The organism is Bacillus sp. FSL M7-0307, from assembly GCF_038627835.1.
In the GTDB taxonomy this organism is placed as follows: domain Bacteria; phylum Bacillota; class Bacilli; order Bacillales; family Bacillaceae; genus Bacillus; species Bacillus altitudinis.
The window spans coordinates 1541916-1561572 of the sequence record NZ_CP152023.1; the positions used below are offsets into that span (position 1 = coordinate 1541916).

At 40.8% G+C, this 19657-nt stretch carries 19 protein-coding genes; all 19 read left to right on the top strand.

Translation table 11 applies throughout. The features are described from left to right. The first annotated feature begins 7 nt into the window (after positions 1-7). The 19 genes from MHI41_RS07855 (at position 8) to fliI (ending at position 19650) form a co-directional block, all read left to right on the top strand. Positions 8-772 carry a ribonuclease HII gene (locus MHI41_RS07855; protein ID WP_017367237.1) on the top strand — a complete coding sequence of 255 codons (765 nt, stop codon included), beginning with the start codon at positions 8-10 and terminating at the stop codon, positions 770-772. Positions 773-800: 28 nt separating this feature from the next. Further along, positions 801-2534 carry a glycosyltransferase gene (locus tag MHI41_RS07860; protein WP_342494687.1) on the top strand — a complete coding sequence of 578 codons (1734 nt, stop codon included), beginning with the start codon at positions 801-803 and terminating at the stop codon, positions 2532-2534. Beyond that, positions 2531-2806, top strand: coding sequence for a FlhB-like flagellar biosynthesis protein (locus MHI41_RS07865; protein ID WP_008344827.1), 276 nt, complete (start codon positions 2531-2533; stop codon positions 2804-2806). The genes MHI41_RS07860 and MHI41_RS07865 overlap by 4 nt, the downstream gene beginning before the upstream one ends. Positions 2807-2982: 176 nt before the next feature. Beyond that, positions 2983-4143 (top strand): ADP-forming succinate--CoA ligase subunit beta, encoded by a 1161-nt coding sequence (gene sucC / locus MHI41_RS07870; protein ID WP_008344824.1) that lies wholly within the window; start codon positions 2983-2985, stop codon positions 4141-4143. Between the two features lie 22 nt (positions 4144-4165). After that, positions 4166-5068: a succinate--CoA ligase subunit alpha gene (gene sucD, locus MHI41_RS07875; protein ID WP_007499624.1), complete on the top strand. Its 903-nt coding sequence runs from the start codon at positions 4166-4168 to the stop codon at positions 5066-5068. 63 nt (positions 5069-5131) lie between these two features. Beyond that, positions 5132-6034: a DNA-processing protein DprA gene (gene dprA / locus MHI41_RS07880; RefSeq protein ID WP_008344822.1), complete on the top strand. Its 903-nt coding sequence runs from the start codon at positions 5132-5134 to the stop codon at positions 6032-6034. A 194-nt stretch (positions 6035-6228) separates the two neighbouring features. Next, positions 6229-8304 (top strand): type I DNA topoisomerase, encoded by a 2076-nt coding sequence (gene topA / locus MHI41_RS07885; protein WP_058213783.1) that lies wholly within the window; start codon positions 6229-6231, stop codon positions 8302-8304. A 70-nt stretch (positions 8305-8374) separates the two neighbouring features. After that, a complete protein-coding gene (gene trmFO / locus MHI41_RS07890) occupies positions 8375-9679 on the top strand; it encodes an FADH(2)-oxidizing methylenetetrahydrofolate--tRNA-(uracil(54)-C(5))-methyltransferase TrmFO (RefSeq protein WP_007499618.1) in 1305 nt (434 codons plus the stop codon). Positions 9680-9741: 62 nt separating this feature from the next. Continuing rightward, entirely contained in the window at positions 9742-10659 is a 918-nt protein-coding gene (gene xerC, locus MHI41_RS07895; RefSeq protein ID WP_007499616.1) for a tyrosine recombinase XerC, read from the top strand. Between the two features lie 14 nt (positions 10660-10673). Continuing rightward, entirely contained in the window at positions 10674-11219 is a 546-nt protein-coding gene (gene hslV, locus MHI41_RS07900; RefSeq protein WP_007499614.1) for an ATP-dependent protease subunit HslV, read from the top strand. A 16-nt stretch (positions 11220-11235) separates the two neighbouring features. Continuing rightward, positions 11236-12636 carry an HslU--HslV peptidase ATPase subunit gene (gene hslU, locus MHI41_RS07905; protein ID WP_017367242.1) on the top strand — a complete coding sequence of 467 codons (1401 nt, stop codon included), beginning with the start codon at positions 11236-11238 and terminating at the stop codon, positions 12634-12636. A gap of 34 nt (positions 12637-12670) precedes the next feature. Beyond that, positions 12671-13450: a GTP-sensing pleiotropic transcriptional regulator CodY gene (gene codY, locus MHI41_RS07910; RefSeq protein WP_041108981.1), complete on the top strand. Its 780-nt coding sequence runs from the start codon at positions 12671-12673 to the stop codon at positions 13448-13450. 288 nt (positions 13451-13738) lie between these two features. Next, positions 13739-14128: a flagellar basal body rod protein FlgB gene (flgB, locus tag MHI41_RS07915; RefSeq protein WP_017359092.1), complete on the top strand. Its 390-nt coding sequence runs from the start codon at positions 13739-13741 to the stop codon at positions 14126-14128. After that, the gene (gene flgC / locus MHI41_RS07920) at positions 14128-14580 is read left to right on the top strand and encodes a flagellar basal body rod protein FlgC (protein WP_007499610.1); all 453 of its coding nucleotides are present in this window, start codon (positions 14128-14130) and stop codon (positions 14578-14580) included. Before flgB ends, flgC begins: the two co-directional genes overlap by 1 nt. Positions 14581-14591: 11 nt before the next feature. Continuing rightward, entirely contained in the window at positions 14592-14909 is a 318-nt protein-coding gene (gene fliE, locus MHI41_RS07925; RefSeq protein ID WP_007499609.1) for a flagellar hook-basal body complex protein FliE, read from the top strand. A 50-nt stretch (positions 14910-14959) separates the two neighbouring features. Beyond that, positions 14960-16552, top strand: a complete 1593-nt coding sequence (gene fliF / locus MHI41_RS07930) for a flagellar basal-body MS-ring/collar protein FliF (RefSeq protein ID WP_017359091.1) — start codon at positions 14960-14962, stop codon at positions 16550-16552. 11 nt (positions 16553-16563) lie between these two features. Further along, complete coding sequence (gene fliG / locus MHI41_RS07935; protein ID WP_008344808.1) at positions 16564-17580, top strand: flagellar motor switch protein FliG; 1017 nt, start codon at positions 16564-16566, stop codon at positions 17578-17580. After that, on the top strand, positions 17573-18337 hold the full coding sequence (gene fliH, locus MHI41_RS07940; RefSeq protein WP_017359090.1) for a flagellar assembly protein FliH: 765 nt from the start codon (positions 17573-17575) through the stop codon (positions 18335-18337). The genes fliG and fliH overlap by 8 nt, the downstream gene beginning before the upstream one ends. Continuing rightward, positions 18334-19650, top strand: a complete 1317-nt coding sequence (gene fliI, locus MHI41_RS07945) for a flagellar protein export ATPase FliI (protein ID WP_342494688.1) — start codon at positions 18334-18336, stop codon at positions 19648-19650. The genes fliH and fliI overlap by 4 nt, the downstream gene beginning before the upstream one ends. Positions 19651-19657: the final 7 nt, after the last annotated feature.

Below are 19657 nucleotides of genomic sequence, written 5' to 3' on the forward strand. Positions count from 1 at the left end.
AAAGCCAATGTACACGGTCAAACAAATAAAAGAATTAATAGAACAACATGCTGACGACGAGTCATACATTCGTGAACTATTGAAAGACGATACAAGAAAAAGTGTCCAAAAGTTAATGGACAAATGGAACAAAGGCAGACAAAAGCAGCAAGAACTGCATGCAGCATGGAAGCAAATGCTGCAATTTGAAACCAAAGCAAAAGCGCAAGGATACACTTATATTGCAGGCATAGATGAAGCAGGAAGAGGACCACTGGCTGGCCCAGTTGTTGCGGCAGCTGTGATATTAAAAGAAGATACCGTCCTACTCGGTTTAAATGATTCAAAACAGCTATCTGAGAAAAAAAGAATGACCTATTATGAGCTCATTCAAAAGGAAGCACTCGATATCGGCATCGGCATTGTTGATGCGGCAACGATTGACGAAATCAATATATACGAAGCATCAAGACTGGCGATGGTGAGGGCTGTAAAGCAGCTCACTCACACACCTGATTATCTACTCATAGATGCGATGACGCTCCCGCTTCCTACTCAACAGGAGAATATCATCAAAGGAGATGCTAAAAGCGCATCCATCGCAGCTGGTGCATGTATTGCCAAAGTGACAAGGGACCTAATGATGGAAGAGTATGGACGCCAGTACCCTGAGTATCAATTTGAAAAACATAAAGGGTATGGAACGAAAGAGCACCTGGCTGCCATTCAAACACATGGCGCTACACCTATCCACCGGTTATCATTTGCACCAGTGAAATCTGTTATTTCATAAATATATTGACACAAGGGGGCTGCCTGTGATGACAAGAGTTGAAGATATACATACTGCACTGAATAGTCGGCTGAATACGGCAGAATCTGTTCCGCTTAACACGGAAGGAAAGGAAAATATTCACCGGCTCATTCTTGGTAAAGTACTAAAAATGCTTGGAGATGATACAGCGCTTGTTCAAATAGGCGCTACTAAAATAAAAGCGCAGCTAGCGGCTCAGCTTAAAGCCGATTCATTCTATTGGTTCCAATTAGAACAAGAAGGTGGAGGCAGCCTGAGTAAATTAAGACCTGTTCAGCAATTTGACCAAGATCCTAAAACATTAAAGGATGCCGCAGCTAAACTACTAGAAGGTCTGTCGCTTAAAAATGGACTTGAACAAATGTTAACAGCTACAGCCTTTTTAAAAGAAAAACCGGTCATCAACGAAGCAGAGTTAAAAACGGCAGTAAAATGGATTGAACAACTTCAAGGCGCGGATATCAAAAAAGGTCTGCAAGCACTTCTTTTTGCTTTAAAGAAAGATTTGCCGATTCAGCAAGGAGTGCTCCAATCAATATTAGCGATGAAATCCCCCTCTGCACTTCATCAGGATGTGACAGCACTGCTAGATCGATTAACACAGCTTCCGAAGCAATCAGAAGCCACACAGGCTCTTACACAGGCCGTTCGTACGGTTGTAAATGCTGAGACAACCGTTCATGCAGAAAAGCTCTTATCGGTGCTTCTAGGAGCAAAAGAAGGCCAAACGAAGCAAGGAGAAAGCTTGCAGGTGCAGCCTCATGTCAATCCGGCTCAGCAAACAAAGCAGAGCCAGCCCACCGCTATACAACAAGGGCGACAGGCGGATACAGTGAATCAGAACAGCGTGCAGCAATTATTAAGTCCAAAACAGCTCCCGCTTCAGCAGATAGAACGCATTCTGACAAGCATCACAAAGCAAGGCATAGACGGACAGCAGCAGCTTGATGTAAAACAGCTCACATCACTGGTTCAAGCAGTCCAGCAGGCAGGACCACAGGCTGACGCAAAGGCAGCCGTGCTTCAAAAGGAATTTCCGTTTCTTTCAAAAACAGAGGCGAACGCATTGGCAAAGGTCATTCAGCAGACTGAACCAGCATTAAGCAATAAAACCGATGTACTCGATTTACTGATGACGATGAAAAAAGCGATAGGTGTACGAGATGAAATTGGGATGCTGAAACTACTGGAAAAGGGCAGCCAAGATGTCAAAAGCCAAGAGCTTCACCAATTAAAGATGGTTTTAAATGATGCAAGGCAAGCTGATGTTCCCGAGCCCGTAAAAAAAGAAGTGGATCAATTATTCCATAGATTAAATGGGCAGTTACTAGTGCATCAGGAAAACCAAACAGTTAGTCAAATGATGGTTTCTTACCCTCTTTTCTCAAAACATAGTGTTCAAGATTTAACCTTTATTCTAAAAGGGCATAAGAAAAAAGATGGCTCTATCGATATTTCTCAGTGCCGTTTAATGTTTTATTTAAACATGGAAAACTTAGAAGAAACGTTAATAGACTGTACGATTCAGCAAAAAGTGATGTCAATTACAGTCGAGACGGCTCACGAACTGCAAGGGACCATTAATCCAATGATTCCAGCTGTTCGAGAGAATTTAAATGCCCTAGGGTATAGTTTAACGGGGATTACAGCGAAAAAAAGAGAAGAGCCAATTGATCCGTCTCACTTTCTAGATGAACACTTTCATAAAATCAGCGAGAAAGGGCTGGACTTACGAGTATGAAAGATTCAAAACCGCTTAGAAGAGCGGTCGCTCTACACTATGATGAAGAAAAACAAAAGGCGCCAAAAGTCGTTGCAACAGGCAGCGGCTATGTGGCTGATCATATTATTGAAGAAGCTCAAAAAGCTGGGGTTCCTATCCAAGAAGACCGTAATTTAGTAGAACTGATGCGCCACTTAACGCTGGATGAGGAAATCCCAGAAGCGTTATACGATACTGTAGCAGAAATATTTTCATTTATCTATCGATTGGATCAAAAAATGAAAAAATAAGGTAAAATAAGTGTTTTGACTGAAAAATTTATATTTTTAATAAAATAAAAGTTTGAATGTTTAGAAGGATTTTACGATTTTACATAGAACCCTAGACATTCTCTTTTTTATTCTTTAAAATGAAAGCGCAGTCTATTTTATAATTTTTGTTTCTACATATGTTGGGAGGATGGGAAATGAATATCCATGAGTACCAAGGAAAAGAAATCCTAAGAAAATATGGGGTTTCAGTTCCAAATGGTAAAGTAGCATTTACACCTGATGAAGCAGTGAAAGCATCAGAAGAGCTAGGAAGCTCTGTATATGTCGTAAAAGCACAGATTCATGCAGGCGGCCGTGGTAAAGCAGGTGGGGTAAAAATTGCAAAAACAAAAGATGAAGTGAAAGGGTTTGCAGAGGAATTGCTCGGCAAGACACTTGTCACACATCAAACAGGGCCTGAAGGGCGCGAAATAAAACGCTTACTTATTGAAGAGGGCTGCGATATTCAAAAAGAATACTATGTAGGACTCGTTTTGGATAGAGCAACATCAAGAATTGTTTTGATGGCTTCTGAAGAAGGCGGTACTGAAATTGAAGAAGTAGCAGAAAAAACGCCAGAAAAAATCGTGAAAGTGGTCATCGACCCAGCGATTGGTCTCCAAGCCTATCAGGCGAGAGAAGTTGCGTTTAAAATTAATATTCCAACAAAATTAGTTGGTCAAGCTGTTAAGTTTATGACAAGCCTTTACAATGCGTTTATTGAAAAGGATTGTTCAATTGCCGAGATAAATCCTCTTGTTGTAACAGGTGATGGAAAAGTCATGGCACTTGATGCAAAATTAAACTTTGATAGCAATGCCTTATATAGACAAAAAGATATATTAGAATACCGTGACCTTGATGAAGAAGATCCAAAAGAGATTGAAGCATCTAAATATGACCTAAGCTACATTTCTCTAGATGGGAATATTGGCTGTATGGTGAATGGAGCAGGCCTTGCGATGTCTACAATGGATATCATCAAGCATTACGGCGGGGACCCTGCAAACTTCCTTGATGTTGGCGGCGGTGCAACTGCTGAAAAAGTAACGGAAGCATTTAAAATCATCTTATCTGATCAAAATGTCAAGGGGATTTTCGTGAACATTTTTGGCGGCATCATGAAATGTGATGTCATCGCAGAAGGTGTTGTTGAAGCGACGAAACAAGTCGGCTTAACATTACCACTCGTTGTACGTCTTGAAGGAACAAACGTTGAATTAGGGAAGAAAATCCTGAGTGATTCAGGCTTAAATATCACTTCTGCTGAGTCTATGGCTGACGGGGCAGAAAAGATTGTATCTTTAGTCAAGTAGAGCAGAAAGGCAGGGAACCTAAATGAGTGTATTTATTAATAAAAATACGAGAGTAATTGTTCAGGGGATTACCGGTTCAACCGCATTATTCCATACAAAACAAATGATTGAGTATGGAACAAATATCGTTGGCGGTGTCACACCTGGAAAAGGTGGAACTGAAGTAGAGGGAGTTCCTGTATTTAATACTGTATCTGAAGCAGTACAGACAACTGGAGCAAATGCTTCTGTTATCTATGTACCAGCACCATTTGCAGCAGACGCCATTTTAGAGGCTGTTGATGCAGAAGTGGATCTAGTGATTTGTATCACAGAACACATTCCAGTTCTGGATATGGTTAAAGTGAAACGCTATATGGAAGGTAAGAAGACAAGACTTGTTGGACCGAACTGTCCTGGCGTGATTACACCTGAAGAATGTAAAATTGGCATCATGCCTGGCTACATTCATAAAAAAGGTCATGTTGGTGTTGTATCTCGTTCTGGAACGCTTACATATGAAGCGGTACATCAGCTTTCAGAGGCTGGTGTTGGTCAATCAACAGCTGTAGGAATTGGCGGAGACCCTGTCAATGGCACGAACTTTATTGATGTATTAAAAGCCTTCAATGAAGATCCTGAAACGCATGCTGTGATCATGATTGGTGAAATCGGTGGTACTGCTGAAGAAGAAGCAGCTGAATGGGTAAAAGCAAATATGACCAAGCCGGTTGTTGGCTTTATTGGCGGTAAAACAGCGCCTCCAGGAAAACGCATGGGACATGCTGGCGCCATTATTTCTGGTGGTAAAGGAACTGCTGATGAAAAAGTAAAAACAATGCGTGAATGTGGAATCGAAGTGGCAGAGACACCATCTGTCATGGGAGAAACCTTAATTAAAGTGTTAAAAGAGAAGAATCTCTTCGAAGCTTGTAAAACGCATTAATGACACAAGAAGACTTGTTCTTTGACAAGTCTTCTTCTTTCTATCTTAAACTGGAGGAATGGTATGTACAACGTGTCCGAAAGAATGATTTTTCACCGCTTAAAAGGCCTCATCTCACCCTCTTTGTTAACAAAATGGTGGAAAGTCGATCCTGAGCTATATATAAATGAAGAAACACATCATTTCAAACAGGATCGATCATTACAAAAGATCGACTTTACCCGCTTACAACAAGCTGAAGAAAATGAATTCCCCATTTTTCAACACATCGTTCAAGCCTATTTAAAGCAAAATATTCACATGATTCCCATCACATCACCTTTATATCCCAGCTCACTAAAACACATTTATGATCCTCCCCCAGTATTATTCCTAAAAGGAAACGTTACCTATTTAAATGAAGAAAAAAGTTTAGGTGTAGTAGGTACACGAGTGCCAACCTCTTATGGAGAAGCGTGCGTGAAGAAAATTGTTGGAGAACTTGTAGAGGAAGATTGGATGATTGTGAGTGGTTTAGCAAAAGGAATTGATGGACTTGCACACAAAGAGTGCATAAGAAAAAAAGGAAAAACGATTGGTGTTGTAGCTGGCGGTTTTCAACATGTATATCCAAAAGAACATGTGCAAATGGCTCAATATATGGGAGAACATCATTTACTGTTGTCAGAGCATCCGCCTTATATCAAACCAGAAAAATGGCATTTTCCAATGAGAAACCGATTAATTAGTGCCCTGACAAGAGGAACCATCGTGGTTCAGTGCAAAGAAAAGAGCGGTTCGCTTATTACAGCCTACCAGGCATTAGAGCAAGGAAAAGAAGTGTTTGCTGTTGCAGGATCGATCTTTGATTCTAATTCTATAGGTCCAGCTAGACTGATTCAGCAAGGTGCCAAGCTTGTTCATTCAACGAAGGATATTTTAGAGGAATTCTCCTTGAGCGGTGTTCAATATACTGAACTCCCATAAAAATATCGTTTGACAAAAGACATCGGAATATTTAATAATAGTGAGGATTTAAGTTTACACTTTGTTTTTCGTGTTTATAATGATGTTCATCATAAAGAATTTTTAACGATTGCCTGTTAGATAGGTGCAATTAACATAAATATAAATTTGTGAAATGGATAAAGAGAGAACACCTCTTAAGGGGGATTTTGAGTATGGCTGATTATTTAGTCATCGTTGAGTCGCCAGCAAAGGCGAAAACGATTGAGCGTTATTTAGGAAAAAAGTATAAAGTAAAGGCTTCAATGGGGCACGTAAGGGATTTACCGAAAAGTCAGCTTGGTGTTGACACTGAGCATGACTTCGAACCGAGATATATTACGATTCGAGGAAAAGGTCCAGTCTTAAAAGAATTAAAAACAGCAGCGAAGAAAGCAAAAAAAGTATATCTCGCAGCTGACCCCGACAGAGAGGGAGAAGCGATTGCTTGGCATTTAGCTCACAGCCTTGACCTTGACCTCTCTTCAGATTGCCGCGTTGTCTTTAACGAGATTACAAAAGATGCAATTAAAGATTCCTTTAAGCATCCACGTATGATCAATATGGACTTGGTTGATGCGCAGCAGGCAAGACGGATTTTAGATCGTCTCGTTGGATATAAAATCAGCCCGATTTTATGGAAGAAAGTCAAAAAGGGCTTAAGCGCCGGTCGTGTTCAATCAGTTGCACTCCGCCTGATTATTGACCGCGAGAATGAAATTAATGAATTCAAACCAGAAGAATACTGGACAATTGATGGCACCTTCCTAAAAGGGAAAGAAAGTTTTGAAGCGAGTTTCTTTGGCGTAAATGGCAAAAAACATCCGCTAAAAACAAAAGAAGATGTAAAAGAAATCCTTTCGAAATTAAAAGGAAGCAAGTTTTCTGTTGAAAAAGTGACGAAAAAAGAACGTAAACGCAACCCAGCTGTTCCGTTTACAACATCTACCTTACAACAAGAGGCAGCGAGAAAACTAAACTTCCGTGCGAAGAAAACGATGATGATTGCACAGCAATTATATGAAGGAATTGATCTTGGTAAAGAAGGTACAGTAGGTCTCATTACATATATGAGAACGGACTCAACACGTATTTCCAATACGGCAATTGAAGAAGTATCTGCTTTCATTGATCAAACGTACGGCAAGAATTTCTTGAATACAACAAAACGAACTGCCAAAAAGAACGAAAATGCACAGGATGCTCACGAAGCCATCCGTCCGACTTCTACGCTAAGAAAACCAGCAGATGTCAAACATGTGCTAAGTAGAGATCAGCTTCGTCTTTATAAATTGATTTGGGAACGTTTTGTGGCAAGCCAAATGGCACCAGCTGTTCTTGATACAATGAGTGTGGATCTTGAAAATAACGGGCTTACTTTCCGTGCAAATGGAAGTAAGGTGAAATTCCCTGGATTTATGAAAGTATATGTTGAAGGGAAGGACGACCAGTTAGAAGAAAAGGACAAAATGCTTCCTGATCTGAAAGAGGGAGACACCGTTCTTTCAAAAGATATTGAACCAGAGCAGCACTTCACGCAGCCGCCTCCACGTTACACTGAGGCAAGACTTGTCAAAACCCTTGAAGAGCTAGGTATTGGCCGCCCATCTACGTATGCACCAACATTAGATACCATTCAAAAGCGTGGCTACGTGGCACTTGATAACAAACGGTTTATTCCAACAGAGCTTGGAGAGATTGTGCTCAACTTAATTATTGAATTCTTCCCTGAAATCATTAACGTAGAATTTACTGCGAAAATGGAAAAAGAACTTGATAGCGTTGAAGAAGGTACGATTGAATGGGTACGCATTATCGACAGTTTCTATCAAGATTTTGCAAAACGGGTAGAAAAAGCAGAAGCAGAGATGCAGGAAGTTGAGATCGAGCCTGAATACGCCGGAGTTGATTGCGAAGAGTGTGGTCATCCAATGGTGTACAAAATGGGGAGATACGGTAAGTTCATGGCATGCTCTAATTTCCCTGACTGCCGTAACACAAAACCAATTGTCAAAGATATTGGTGTCAAATGCCCGACTTGTCACGAAGGAAATATCGTTGAACGGAAATCTAAGAAGCGCCGCATTTTTTACGGTTGCGATCGTTTTCCAGAGTGTGAATTCGTTTCTTGGGACAAACCAATTGAAAGAAAGTGTCCAAAATGCGAAAATATGCTTGTAGAGAAAAAGCTGAAAAAAGGCATTCAAGTTCAATGTGTGAACTGTGATTATAAAGAGGAACAACAAAAATAGCGGTGAGCAGCCTTGTTCACCTGCTTTTTTATGTCATCAAATAGAACTTACGAAATAGGAGAGTTGTACAATGAGTCAATTTGTAAATGTGATCGGAGCAGGTTTAGCAGGAAGTGAAGCGGCATGGCAAATTGCCAAGCGCGGAATTAAAGTCCATCTGTATGAAATGAGACCTGTCAAACAAACACCAGCTCACCACACAGATAAATTTGCGGAGCTCGTATGCAGTAACTCATTGCGTGCGAATGCTTTAACGAACGCAGTCGGTGTTTTAAAGGAAGAAATGCGTCATTTAGATTCAGCAATCATCGCAGCAGCAGATGAAAGCTCGGTTCCTGCTGGTGGAGCGCTTGCAGTAGATCGTCATGAATTTGCAGCTAACGTCACAGACCGCGTGAAAAATCACCCGAATGTGACGGTCTTTCAAGAAGAAGTGCAAAGCATTCCAGAAGGTCCGACGATTATCGCAACGGGTCCTCTTACATCAGAAGCACTTTCAAAAGAATTAAAATCTTTAACAGGTGAAGAGTATTTATATTTCTACGATGCAGCAGCGCCTATCCTCGAGAAAGACAGCATCGATATGGATAAAGTGTACTTGAAATCACGTTATGATAAAGGGGAAGCGGCTTATTTAAACTGTCCGATGACAGAAGAAGAATTCGATCGTTTTTATGAGGCGCTCATTTCTGCTGAAACTGTGCCGTTAAAAGAGTTCGAAAAAGAAATCTTCTTCGAAGGCTGTATGCCCATTGAAGTCATGGCCAAAAGAGGGAAAAAAACCATGCTCTTTGGCCCGATGAAACCAGTTGGACTTGAAGATCCAAAAACAGGAAAAAGACCTTACGCTGTTGTTCAATTAAGACAGGATGATGCAGCAGGTACTTTATATAATATTGTTGGTTTCCAAACACATCTAAAGTGGGGCGATCAAAAGGAAGTATTCCGTTTGATTCCAGGTCTTGAAGAGGCAGAGATTGTTCGCTATGGTGTGATGCACCGTAATACATTTATTAACTCGCCAAGCCTTCTAAAACCGACGTATCAATTTAAAAATAGAGATGACTTATTCTTTGCCGGACAAATGACTGGTGTTGAAGGATATGTTGAGTCCGCGGCTTCAGGACTAGTGGCTGGAATCAATGCAGCTCGTTTTGTTAAAGGAGAAGAGCTTGTGACACTTCCAGAAGAAACAGCGATTGGCAGTATGGCTTACTACATCACATCAACAAACAAGAAAAGCTTCCAGCCGATGAATGCAAACTTTGGATTGCTGAAAGATCTTGGCGTTCGAATTAAAAACAAACAAGAGCGCTATGCAGAGTACGCTAAACGCGCAATCGAAACTATTCAAACTATTTCGAAATCTCTGTAGTAAAACATTGCACGGAAAGCAAGATATGTGATACCATTTAAAAGCCTTAAAGAGGTGTAAAAATGACAGATAAACAGCGTCTTGTCCACTTATTCATTGAATATTTGCAGATTGAAAAGAACTATTCAGCTTTAACGATCTCAGGTTATACTGAGGCGATTGAAGAGTTTGTCAGATTTATGAACATTCAAGGAATAGACGGTTTTGAAGAGGTATCCTATCAAGATACGAGAATTTATTTAACAGAAGCTTATGAAAAAGGCCTTACAAGAAGAACGATTAGTAAGAAAGTCTCTGCACTTCGCAGCTTTTATAAATTTTTATTAAGAGAACAGCTTGTGAAAGAAAATCCTTTTTTACTCGTTAGCTTACCAAAGCAGGATAAGCGAATTCCTTCATTTTTGTATGAAGAGGAACTAAAAGAGCTATTTACAGTTTCTGATGTAAATACACCGCTTGGTCAAAGAAATCAAGCCATTTTAGAACTACTTTATGCAACAGGTATGAGGGTCAGTGAGTTATGTTCATTAAAAGAATCTGATCTTGATTTATCGATGGATACAGTGCTTGTACATGGGAAAGGCAGCAAACAGCGGTATGTACCTTTCGGATCTTATGCACATGAAGCGCTCTCCACATATTTAGAGGATGGAAGGCAGAAGCTGAAAGTGAAGGGAAAGGATCGTGCTGATTCACATGTGTTTTTGAATCAGCGCGGAGCTCCTCTTACAGATAGAGGCGTTCGATTCATTCTAACTGAATTAATGAAAAAGGCGTCTGGCACATTACATATCCATCCACACATGTTAAGGCACACCTTTGCTACGCATCTTTTAAACGAGGGAGCGGATTTAAGAAGTGTTCAAGAACTTCTCGGTCACTCAAATTTATCATCAACACAGGTGTACACGCATGTATCAAAAGATTCTTTAAGAAAAACGTACATGTCTCATCACCCAAGGGCTTTTAAACGATCCTAAAAGGAGGTTTTTTCATGTCATCATTTCATGCAACCACAATCTTTGCCGTTCAACATAAAGGAAAAAGTGCGATGGCTGGAGACGGTCAAGTCACTTTTGGGCAGGCTGTCGTCATGAAACACACAGCAAAAAAAGTGCGCCGTCTTTTCGGAGGCAAAGTACTCGCAGGTTTTGCTGGTTCAGTTGCAGATGCATTTACACTCTTTGAGAAGTTTGAAACGAAGCTTGAAGAATACGGTGGTAACCTAAAACGAGCAGCTGTAGAACTGGCGAAAGAATGGCGGAGTGACAAGATGCTCAGACAGCTTGAGGCCATGCTGATCGTCATGAATAAAGAAAGCATCCTGCTCGTATCTGGAACAGGAGAGGTCATCGAGCCAGACGATGGCATTTTGGCTATCGGGTCAGGCGGCAACTACGCGCTTAGCGCCGGGAGAGCACTCAAAAAACATGCAGGTGACCATCTCTCAGCTCGAGAGATTGCAAAGGCGGCTCTTGAAACGGCCGGAGAAATCTGTGTCTACACGAACGATCAAATCACTTTAGAAGAGCTTGAATAGAAAGGACATGAGACGTATGGAGAAAAAGCCGTTCACCCCAAGAGAGATAGTTGAAAAGCTCGATCAGTACATTATTGGTCAGCTTGATGCGAAAAAAGCAGTGGCGGTGGCTTTAAGAAACCGTTACAGAAGAAGTCTTTTACATGATAAGCTAAAGGATGAAGTCGTTCCTAAAAACATCTTAATGATTGGTCCGACAGGTGTGGGGAAAACAGAAATTGCCCGCAGAATTGCAAGGATTTCTGGTGCACCTTTCATTAAAGTGGAAGCGACGAAGTTTACTGAAGTTGGATATGTCGGACGTGACGTAGAATCAATGGTCAGAGATTTAGTGGAAACAGCAATCAGACTAGTCAAAGAAGAAAAAATGAAGGATGTTCAAGAAGAAGCGGAAAAACAAGCAAACAAACGGCTTGTTCATCTACTTGTTCCTGGAAAGAAAAAAAGTCAGTCTGTGAAAAATCCTTTTGAGATGCTGTTTGGTGGTTCTGATGCTGATGAAAGTGATCGAGATCACTCAAGTGAAGAAGTAGAGCTTGAGTCGACGAGAAAACGCATTGCGCACCAGCTGGCGATGGGTGAACTTGAAGACCATTACGTCACGATTGAAGTTGAAGAGCAGCAGCCTTCCATGTTTGATATGCTTCAAGGCTCGGGTATGGAGCAAATGGGTATGAACATGCAGGATGCGCTTAGCAATCTCATGCCTAAAAAGAAAAAACGCAGAAAGCTGACCGTCAGAGAAGCGAGAAAAGCGTTAACTGCTGAGGAAGCTTCAAAACTGATTGATATGGATGAAGTCGGTCAGGAAGCCGTGCAAAAAGCAGAGCAGCAAGGAATCATCTTTATCGATGAAATCGATAAAATTGCCAAAAGCGGTGGTACATCGTCTGCAGATGTTTCTCGTGAAGGGGTTCAACGTGATATTTTACCGATTGTAGAAGGTTCCACTGTGATGACGAAGTATGGGGCTGTGAAAACAGATCATGTTCTATTTGTAGCAGCAGGTGCTTTTCATATGGCGAAACCCTCGGATTTGATTCCAGAGCTTCAAGGACGCTTCCCAATCCGTGTAGAATTAGATAAATTAAGTATAGAAGACTTTGTGAAAATCTTAACGGAACCAGATAACGCGTTATTAAAGCAATATAAGGCTTTACTTGAAACAGAAGGTATATCTCTTGAATTTTCTGACGATGCTATTCATAAGATTGCCGAAGTGGCTTATCACGTCAATCAGGAGACGGATAACATCGGTGCAAGAAGGCTTCACACCATACTTGAGAAGCTGCTAGAAGAGCTCTCATTTGAGGCGCCTGATATTACAATGGAAACAGTGACCATTACCCCTCAGTATGTAGAAGAGAAGCTAGGAAAGATTGCAAATAACAAAGACTTAAGTCAATTTATACTTTAACAAATGAATAAAGTAATCTAGGAGGATCATTATTATGGCGTTACTACAAAAAACAAGGATTATTAACTCGATGCTGCAAGATGCAGCGGGGAAACCGGTTAATTTTAAAGAAATGGCAGAAACACTGAGAGATGTCATTGATTCAAACATTTTCGTATTAAGCAGAAGAGGGAAGCTTCTTGGCTACTCTATTAACCAGCAGATTGAAAATGCACGTATGAAAAAAATGCTGGAAGATCGTCAGTTCCCTGAAGAATATACAAAAAGCTTATTCAATGTCCCTGAAACATCTTCAAACCTTGACATCAACAGTGAGTACACAGCTTTCCCGATTGAGAACCGTGATTTATTCCAATCCGGTTTGACAACGATTGTGCCAATTATCGGAGGCGGAGACCGCTTAGGGACGTTAATCCTTTCTCGTTTGCAAGATACATTCAAAGATGATGATTTAATTCTTGCTGAATACGGCGCAACAGTTGTTGGAATGGAGATTCTTCGCGAGAAAGCGGAAGAAATTGAAGAAGAAGCAAGAAGTAAAGCGGTTGTTCAAATGGCAATCAGTTCTCTTTCATATAGTGAGCTTGAGGCGATTGAGCATATCTTTGAAGAACTTGATGGCAACGAAGGGCTGCTTGTGGCAAGTAAGATTGCTGACCGTGTAGGAATCACTCGTTCAGTGATCGTAAACGCACTTCGTAAATTAGAAAGTGCAGGCGTTATTGAATCTCGTTCTCTTGGAATGAAGGGAACATACATCAAAGTATTAAACAACAAATTTTTAATTGAACTTGAAAATTTAAAATCTCACTAATCAAAAAACCCTTTTCGGCCGAAATAAACGCTGAAAAGGGTTTTTTTGTATAAAAAAAGAGGATTTGTCCGAAAAATGACACTCTTTTTTCCAAGAAACCCCTTACAATTCTGTAGTGCTTTGAATCTAGGTCTTTATACCTATTCGTAAAATAGATATATATTACGAGTTTTTTTTACAATTACATCATAGACTTTAATCCTATTATTTCTTACAATGAACATATGGTTTTACAAATCTCGACATGATTAAATGGAATGAAATACATATGATTGGAGGTATATGGTTTTGGATATATTTTCTGGAACGATAAGCAACCTTGAGAATGCCTTGGGCAGAGCGAATGTTAAGCAAAAAGTCATAAGCAATAATATCGCGAATATAGACACACCGAACTACAAGTCTAAAAAAGTTGCATTCCACGACATGCTAAATGATGCGTCAATCAAATTAGATGCTAAAAAAACATACCAAGGTCACATTGATTTTTCTAAAACAGGGTCTAATTATTCAGTTGTTTCGAGTAACCGTACTTCTTATCAAGAAAACGGAAATAATGTCGATATTGATCAAGAGATGAGTGAACTCGCTAAAAACCAAATTCAGTATAATGCGTTGGTTGAAAGAATGAGCGGAAAGTTCAATTCTCTTAAAACAGTTTTGACAGGAGGTAAGTGATGTCGATTTTTTCAGGCGTTAACGCTTCGGCCTCAGCATTAACAGCACAGAGGCTCAGAATGGACGTTGTATCCTCGAACCTTGCGAATATGGATACAACAAGAGCTAAACAGGTTGATGGCAAGTGGGAGCCTTATAGACGCAAGCTCGTCACATTACAGCCGTCAGGTGAATCATTTTCATCTATATTGAACTCAAGCATGAATTCGAGCGGCAAATTAGGAAACGGCGTCAAAGTAACAAAAATTACTGAAGACGAAACTCCATTCAACCTTCAATATGATCCTACAAATCCCGATGCCAATGAAAATGGATATGTTCAAACACCAAACGTTGATCCATTAAAGGAAATGGTTGATCTCATCAGTAGCTCAAGGTCATATGAAGCAAACGTGACCGCGCTGAATGCGAATAAAAGCATGCTGATGAAAGCTTTAGAAATAGGAAAGTAAGGTGAAAAGAATTGGTTAACGCAATATCTCCTTTCCAGCTTCAAACCGCTCAGCAAGCAAGTGAATTGACGAATGCATCGTCTGTGCAGGCGGCTGCACCTAAAAGTCAAACGAATTTCTCTGATGTGCTGAAGAATTCCATTGAGGCATTAAATCAATCACAGCTGAAATCAGACCAGTATACGAATGCTCTCGCACAAGGGAAAGATGTCAATCTCGATGAAGTCATGATTGCTTCACAAAAAGCGAGTGTGACACTCACAGCTGCAACCGAGTTTCGGAATAAAGCAGTCGAAGCGTACCAAGAGATTATGAGAATGCAGATGTAGGAGGTGCTGGTGGACAAAAAATAGACTGAATGGAATGACCGGGGGTTAAGATGAATCGTACTTTAATGCAATTAAGAACAAAAACAGTTGAGTTTTGGCGAAATCGATCAAAATTACAAAAAATACTCATGATTGGCGGCGTAGCTGCCCTAGCAATCATTATTACGGTTGTTAGCATCTTTGCTTCTTCTGAAAAAATGGTTCCGTTGTTTAGAGATTTGTCTGAGGCAGAAGCAGGACAAATCAAACAGGAACTGGATGGCAAAAACGTTAAATCGGAACTTGCAAATAACGGAACGACGATTTTAGTTCCAGAAAAGCAAGCGGACACTTTAAAAGTAACACTTGCATCAGAAGGACTTCCTAAAACGGGGAATATTGACTACTCCTTCTTTGCGAACAATTCCGGCTTCGGTTTAACAGATAATGAATTTGATGTTCTGAAAGTAGACGCAACTCAGACAGAACTATCCAATCTGATCAACACGATTGATGGGATTAAAGATTCAAAGGTTATGATTAACCTGCCAAAAGATTCCGTTTTTGTTGGAGAAGAGCAAAGTAATGCATCAGCATCAATTGTGCTGCAAGTTCAACCAGGCTACACGCTTACTCAGCAACAAGTAAAAGGCCTTTATCATCTTATTTCAAAAAGTGTGCCGAATTTAAAAACAGAAAACATTGTCATTATGGACCAAGATTCCAACTACTATGACTTAAACAGCAGCTCAGATTCCTATGCAAGTGGAATGGATGCACAGCAGCAGAAAAAAGAGGAGATTGAAAAGAATCTTCAACGAAAAATTCAACAGCTGCTTGGAACGATGATGGGTCAAGAGAAAGTTGCCGTATCGGTCACTACAGACATTGATTTTACTGAAGAAAAAAGAAAAGAAGATCTTGTCGAACCAGTTGATCAAGAAAACATGCAAGGAATTGCTGTCAGCGCTGAAAAGATTGCTGAAACTTATTCAGGTAATGGCGCAGCAGCTGGAGGCACCGCTGGAACAGGTGACGATGATGTCACAAATTATCAAGGTGCCGATGGAACGAATGGAAGCGGAGATTACGAAAAGAGCGAAGATCGTATCAATTATGAAGTCAACCGCATTCATAAAGATATCAAAGAAAGTCCTTATAAAATCAGAGACGTTGGCATTCAGGCACTGGTTGAACCGCCTACTGCAAACGATCCGAACTCATTAACTGCTGAAAGGCAGGATGATATCAAAAAAATTCTTTCAACCATCATCAGTACATCGATTGATAAAGAATACACAAACGGTCAAGCGCTCACTCAAGCTGACTTAGATAACAAAATCGTTTTATCTGTATCAAAATTAGACGGTAAACAGCAAACGGCAGCAGAAAACCCTTCAAACAATATTCCGATTTGGGTTTATATTGTTGGCGGTGTGCTACTACTTGCCATTATCGCTCTCATTATCCTTCTCGTACGTAAGCGAAGAAAAGAAGAGGAAGAAGAGTTTGAGTTTGATGAACGTACACCAATCCATGTTCCTGATATCGATACTGAGCCAGAAACAGAAGAAATGGTGAGAAAAAATCAGCTTGAAAAAATGGCAAAAGATAAACCAGAAGACTTTGCTAAATTGCTACGCAGCTGGCTGTCCGAGGATTAGGAGGAATACACATGTCGAGAAAAGATCCAAATCGACTAACAGGCAGACAAAAAGCAGCAATCCTAATGATTTCCTTAGGGCTAGACGTGTCAGCATCTGTATACAAACATCTGTCTGAAGACGAAATAGAAAAATTAACATTAGAAATTTCAAATGTAAGAAGTGTAGATACTGCTAAAAAAGATGAGATCATCGAAGAATTTCACAGCATTGCCATCGCGCAGGACTACATATCACAAGGCGGCCTTATGTACGCAAGACAAGTGCTTGAAAAAGCGCTTGGTGAGGACAAAGCGGACAGCATCTTAAATCGCTTAACATCCTCACTTCAAGTGAAACCATTTGATTTTGCTAGAAAGGCTGACCCAGAGCAAATTTTAAACTTTATCCAGCATGAGCATCCACAAACCATTGCGCTCATTCTTTCCTACCTAGATCCAGTACAGGCTGGACAGATTTTATCTGAGTTAGGCGAGGAAGTACAAACTGAGGTTGCAAGAAGAATTGCTTTAATGGACCGCACATCTCCAGAGATCATCAATGAGGTGGAACGTATTCTTGAACAAAAGCTCTCTTCAACCTTTACGCAAGATTATACCCAAACGGGCGGAGTCGAAGCGGTAGTCGAAGTCCTGAATGGTGTAGACCGTGCAACGGAGAAAACCATTTTAGATACACTAGAAATTCAAGATCCTGAGCTTGCTGATGAAATTAAGAAACGTATGTTTGTCTTTGAAGACATTGTCACTCTTGATAGCAGAGCCATTCAGCGCGTGATTCGAGATGTTGAAAATGACGATTTACTACTTGCACTCAAAGTGGCAAGCGAAGAAGTCAAAGAAATTGTCTTCCGCAACATGTCGCAGCGTATGGTCGAAACGTTCAAAGAAGAAATGGAGTTTATGGGACCTGTCCGGCTTAGAGATGTCGAGGAAGCACAGACTCGTATTGTCAGCATCGTAAGACGACTTGAAGAGGCTGGAGAAATCGTCATAGCTCGAGGTGGAGGAGACGATATCATTGTCTAGGATTATCAAACATGAAACATCTGTTATTCCTGAACAAGGCCGTCAAACCATTCCCTTGCAGCAAGTGGAATTCAAAAGAGAACATCACGAAGAAGAGCTTGTCAACGAAACAGAAGCATCTCAACTTGTATTAAGTGATGCACAAGATGAAGCAAGCCGTATTTTAGAACAAGCAAATCGTGAGCTGGAACAAACAATGGCTGAAATCAATCAGCGGCGAGCTGATTTTGAAGCAGAAAGAGTACAGCTCATTGAAGAAGCGAAACAAACAGGATATCAAGATGGTTTTCAAAAGGGCGAAGCAGATGCGACTTTACAGTATCAATCGATTCTTGATCAAGCGAATGACATTGTCAGCCTTGCAAAGCAGGACTATGAAGCAAAAATTGAAAGCTCTGCTGAAGAAATTGTCGAACTTGCCTTTGAGCTCGCTAAACGAGTATGGAATGCAGCTGAGGACACAAAAGAACAATTTTTAACGCTAGTGAAGCAGGTCATTTCAGAAGTGAAAGAATATGACGATATTTCCATCTATGTCGACCCTGCACATTACGAACATGTGATGGAATATAAAGACGAATTAAATAGAATCCTTCAAAAGAATACACATCTTGCCATTTACTCGGATGAAAAAGCACCAAAAGGTACTTGTTACGTCGAAACAAGCTTTGGAAAAGTGGAAGCGAGTGTTGATACCCAAATGAATCAGTTAAAAGAAAAGTTATTAGAAGTCATTGATTCAGGTGATCACAAATGAACATAGATGTGCTAAAAGAAACGATTGAAACCGCCGATCCTTATAAACGTTTTGGTAAAGTCAATCGAGTTGTTGGACTGATGATCGAGTCCAAGGGGCCAGAAAGCTCAATCGGTGATGTATGTCTTATTCACAAAAAAGGGAGTAAGAATCATCCGATCAAAGCAGAAGTCGTTGGTTTTAAAGATGAAAACATTCTGCTCATGCCTTATGTAGAAGCCTCTAACATCTCACCAGGCAGTCTTGTTGAAGCAACAGGTGAGTCGTTAAAGGTCAAAGTAGGAACTGGTTTAATCGGGCAGGTTGTTGATGCATTCGGTGATCCACTGGATGGCAGCATGCTTCCTAAAGGACTTGCACCTGTCTCAACAGAACAATCTCCTCCAAACCCGATGGACAGACCGCCTATTCGTGAAAAAATGGGCGTTGGTGTCAGAGTGATCGACAGCTTGCTCACAGTCGGCACTGGTCAAAGAATTGGCATATTCGCGGGAAGCGGTGTTGGTAAAAGTACCTTGATGGGGATGATTGCCAAGCAGACAGAAGCGGATCTCAATGTCATTGCACTTGTTGGAGAGCGTGGACGTGAAGTTCGCGAGTTTATCGAAAAAGATTTAGGAGCTGAAGGACTGAAGCGTTCGATTGTTGTTGTCGCAACTTCAGATCAGCCCGCACTGACAAGATTAAAAGCAGCCTATACTGCAACAGCTATTGCCGAATATTTCAGAGACAGAGGCAAAAATGTCATGTTTATGATGGATTCTGTCACAAGGGTCGCCATGGCACAGCGGGAAATAGGACTTGCAACCGGTGAACCGCCAACAACAAAAGGATATACGCCTTCAGTGTTCGCTATACTGCCAAAATTGCTAGAACGAACTGGTACAAATCAACTTGGTTCCATCACAGCGTTTTACACAGTGCTTGTTGATGGTGACGATATGAATGAGCCGATCGCTGATACAGTGCGGGGGATTTTAGATGGCCACATAGTACTTGATCGTGCATTGGCCAACAAAGGACAGTTCCCAGCTGTCAATATTCTGAAAAGTATCAGTCGTGTCATGAGTAATATCGCAAGTCATGATCATAAGGAAGCGGCTAACCGGTTCCGCCAGCTTTTATCCACATATCAAAACGCTGAAGATCTCATTAACATTGGAGCATATAAAAAAGGCTCCTCTAAAGATATTGATGAGGCCATGCAAGCTTACCCACAACTGATTTCATTTTTGAAGCAGGACGTTGAAGAGGCTGTATCGATTGAAGACAGCGTGAGGATATTGCTCTGTTTGATGAATAGAGAGGATTGACAAAAAC

Bases quoted from the DNA above. Each gene is read 5' to 3' on its own strand.
- MHI41_RS07855 (WP_017367237.1), top strand. From the start codon at position 8: ATGTACACGGTCAAACAAATAAAAGAATTAATAGAACAACATGCTGAC.
- MHI41_RS07860 (WP_342494687.1), top strand. From the start codon at position 801: ATGACAAGAGTTGAAGATATACATACTGCACTGAATAGTCGGCTGAAT.
- MHI41_RS07865 (WP_008344827.1), top strand. From the start codon at position 2,531: ATGAAAGATTCAAAACCGCTTAGAAGAGCGGTCGCTCTACACTATGAT.
- sucC (WP_008344824.1), top strand. From the start codon at position 2,983: ATGAATATCCATGAGTACCAAGGAAAAGAAATCCTAAGAAAATATGGG.
- sucD (WP_007499624.1), top strand. From the start codon at position 4,166: ATGAGTGTATTTATTAATAAAAATACGAGAGTAATTGTTCAGGGGATT.
- dprA (WP_008344822.1), top strand. From the start codon at position 5,132: ATGTACAACGTGTCCGAAAGAATGATTTTTCACCGCTTAAAAGGCCTC.
- topA (WP_058213783.1), top strand. From the start codon at position 6,229: ATGGCTGATTATTTAGTCATCGTTGAGTCGCCAGCAAAGGCGAAAACG.
- trmFO (WP_007499618.1), top strand. From the start codon at position 8,375: ATGAGTCAATTTGTAAATGTGATCGGAGCAGGTTTAGCAGGAAGTGAA.
- xerC (WP_007499616.1), top strand. From the start codon at position 9,742: ATGACAGATAAACAGCGTCTTGTCCACTTATTCATTGAATATTTGCAG.
- hslV (WP_007499614.1), top strand. From the start codon at position 10,674: ATGTCATCATTTCATGCAACCACAATCTTTGCCGTTCAACATAAAGGA.
- hslU (WP_017367242.1), top strand. From the start codon at position 11,236: ATGGAGAAAAAGCCGTTCACCCCAAGAGAGATAGTTGAAAAGCTCGAT.
- codY (WP_041108981.1), top strand. From the start codon at position 12,671: ATGGCGTTACTACAAAAAACAAGGATTATTAACTCGATGCTGCAAGAT.
- flgC (WP_007499610.1), top strand. From the start codon at position 14,128: ATGTCGATTTTTTCAGGCGTTAACGCTTCGGCCTCAGCATTAACAGCA.
- fliF (WP_017359091.1), top strand. From the start codon at position 14,960: ATGAATCGTACTTTAATGCAATTAAGAACAAAAACAGTTGAGTTTTGG.
- fliG (WP_008344808.1), top strand. From the start codon at position 16,564: ATGTCGAGAAAAGATCCAAATCGACTAACAGGCAGACAAAAAGCAGCA.
- fliI (WP_342494688.1), top strand. From the start codon at position 18,334: ATGAACATAGATGTGCTAAAAGAAACGATTGAAACCGCCGATCCTTAT.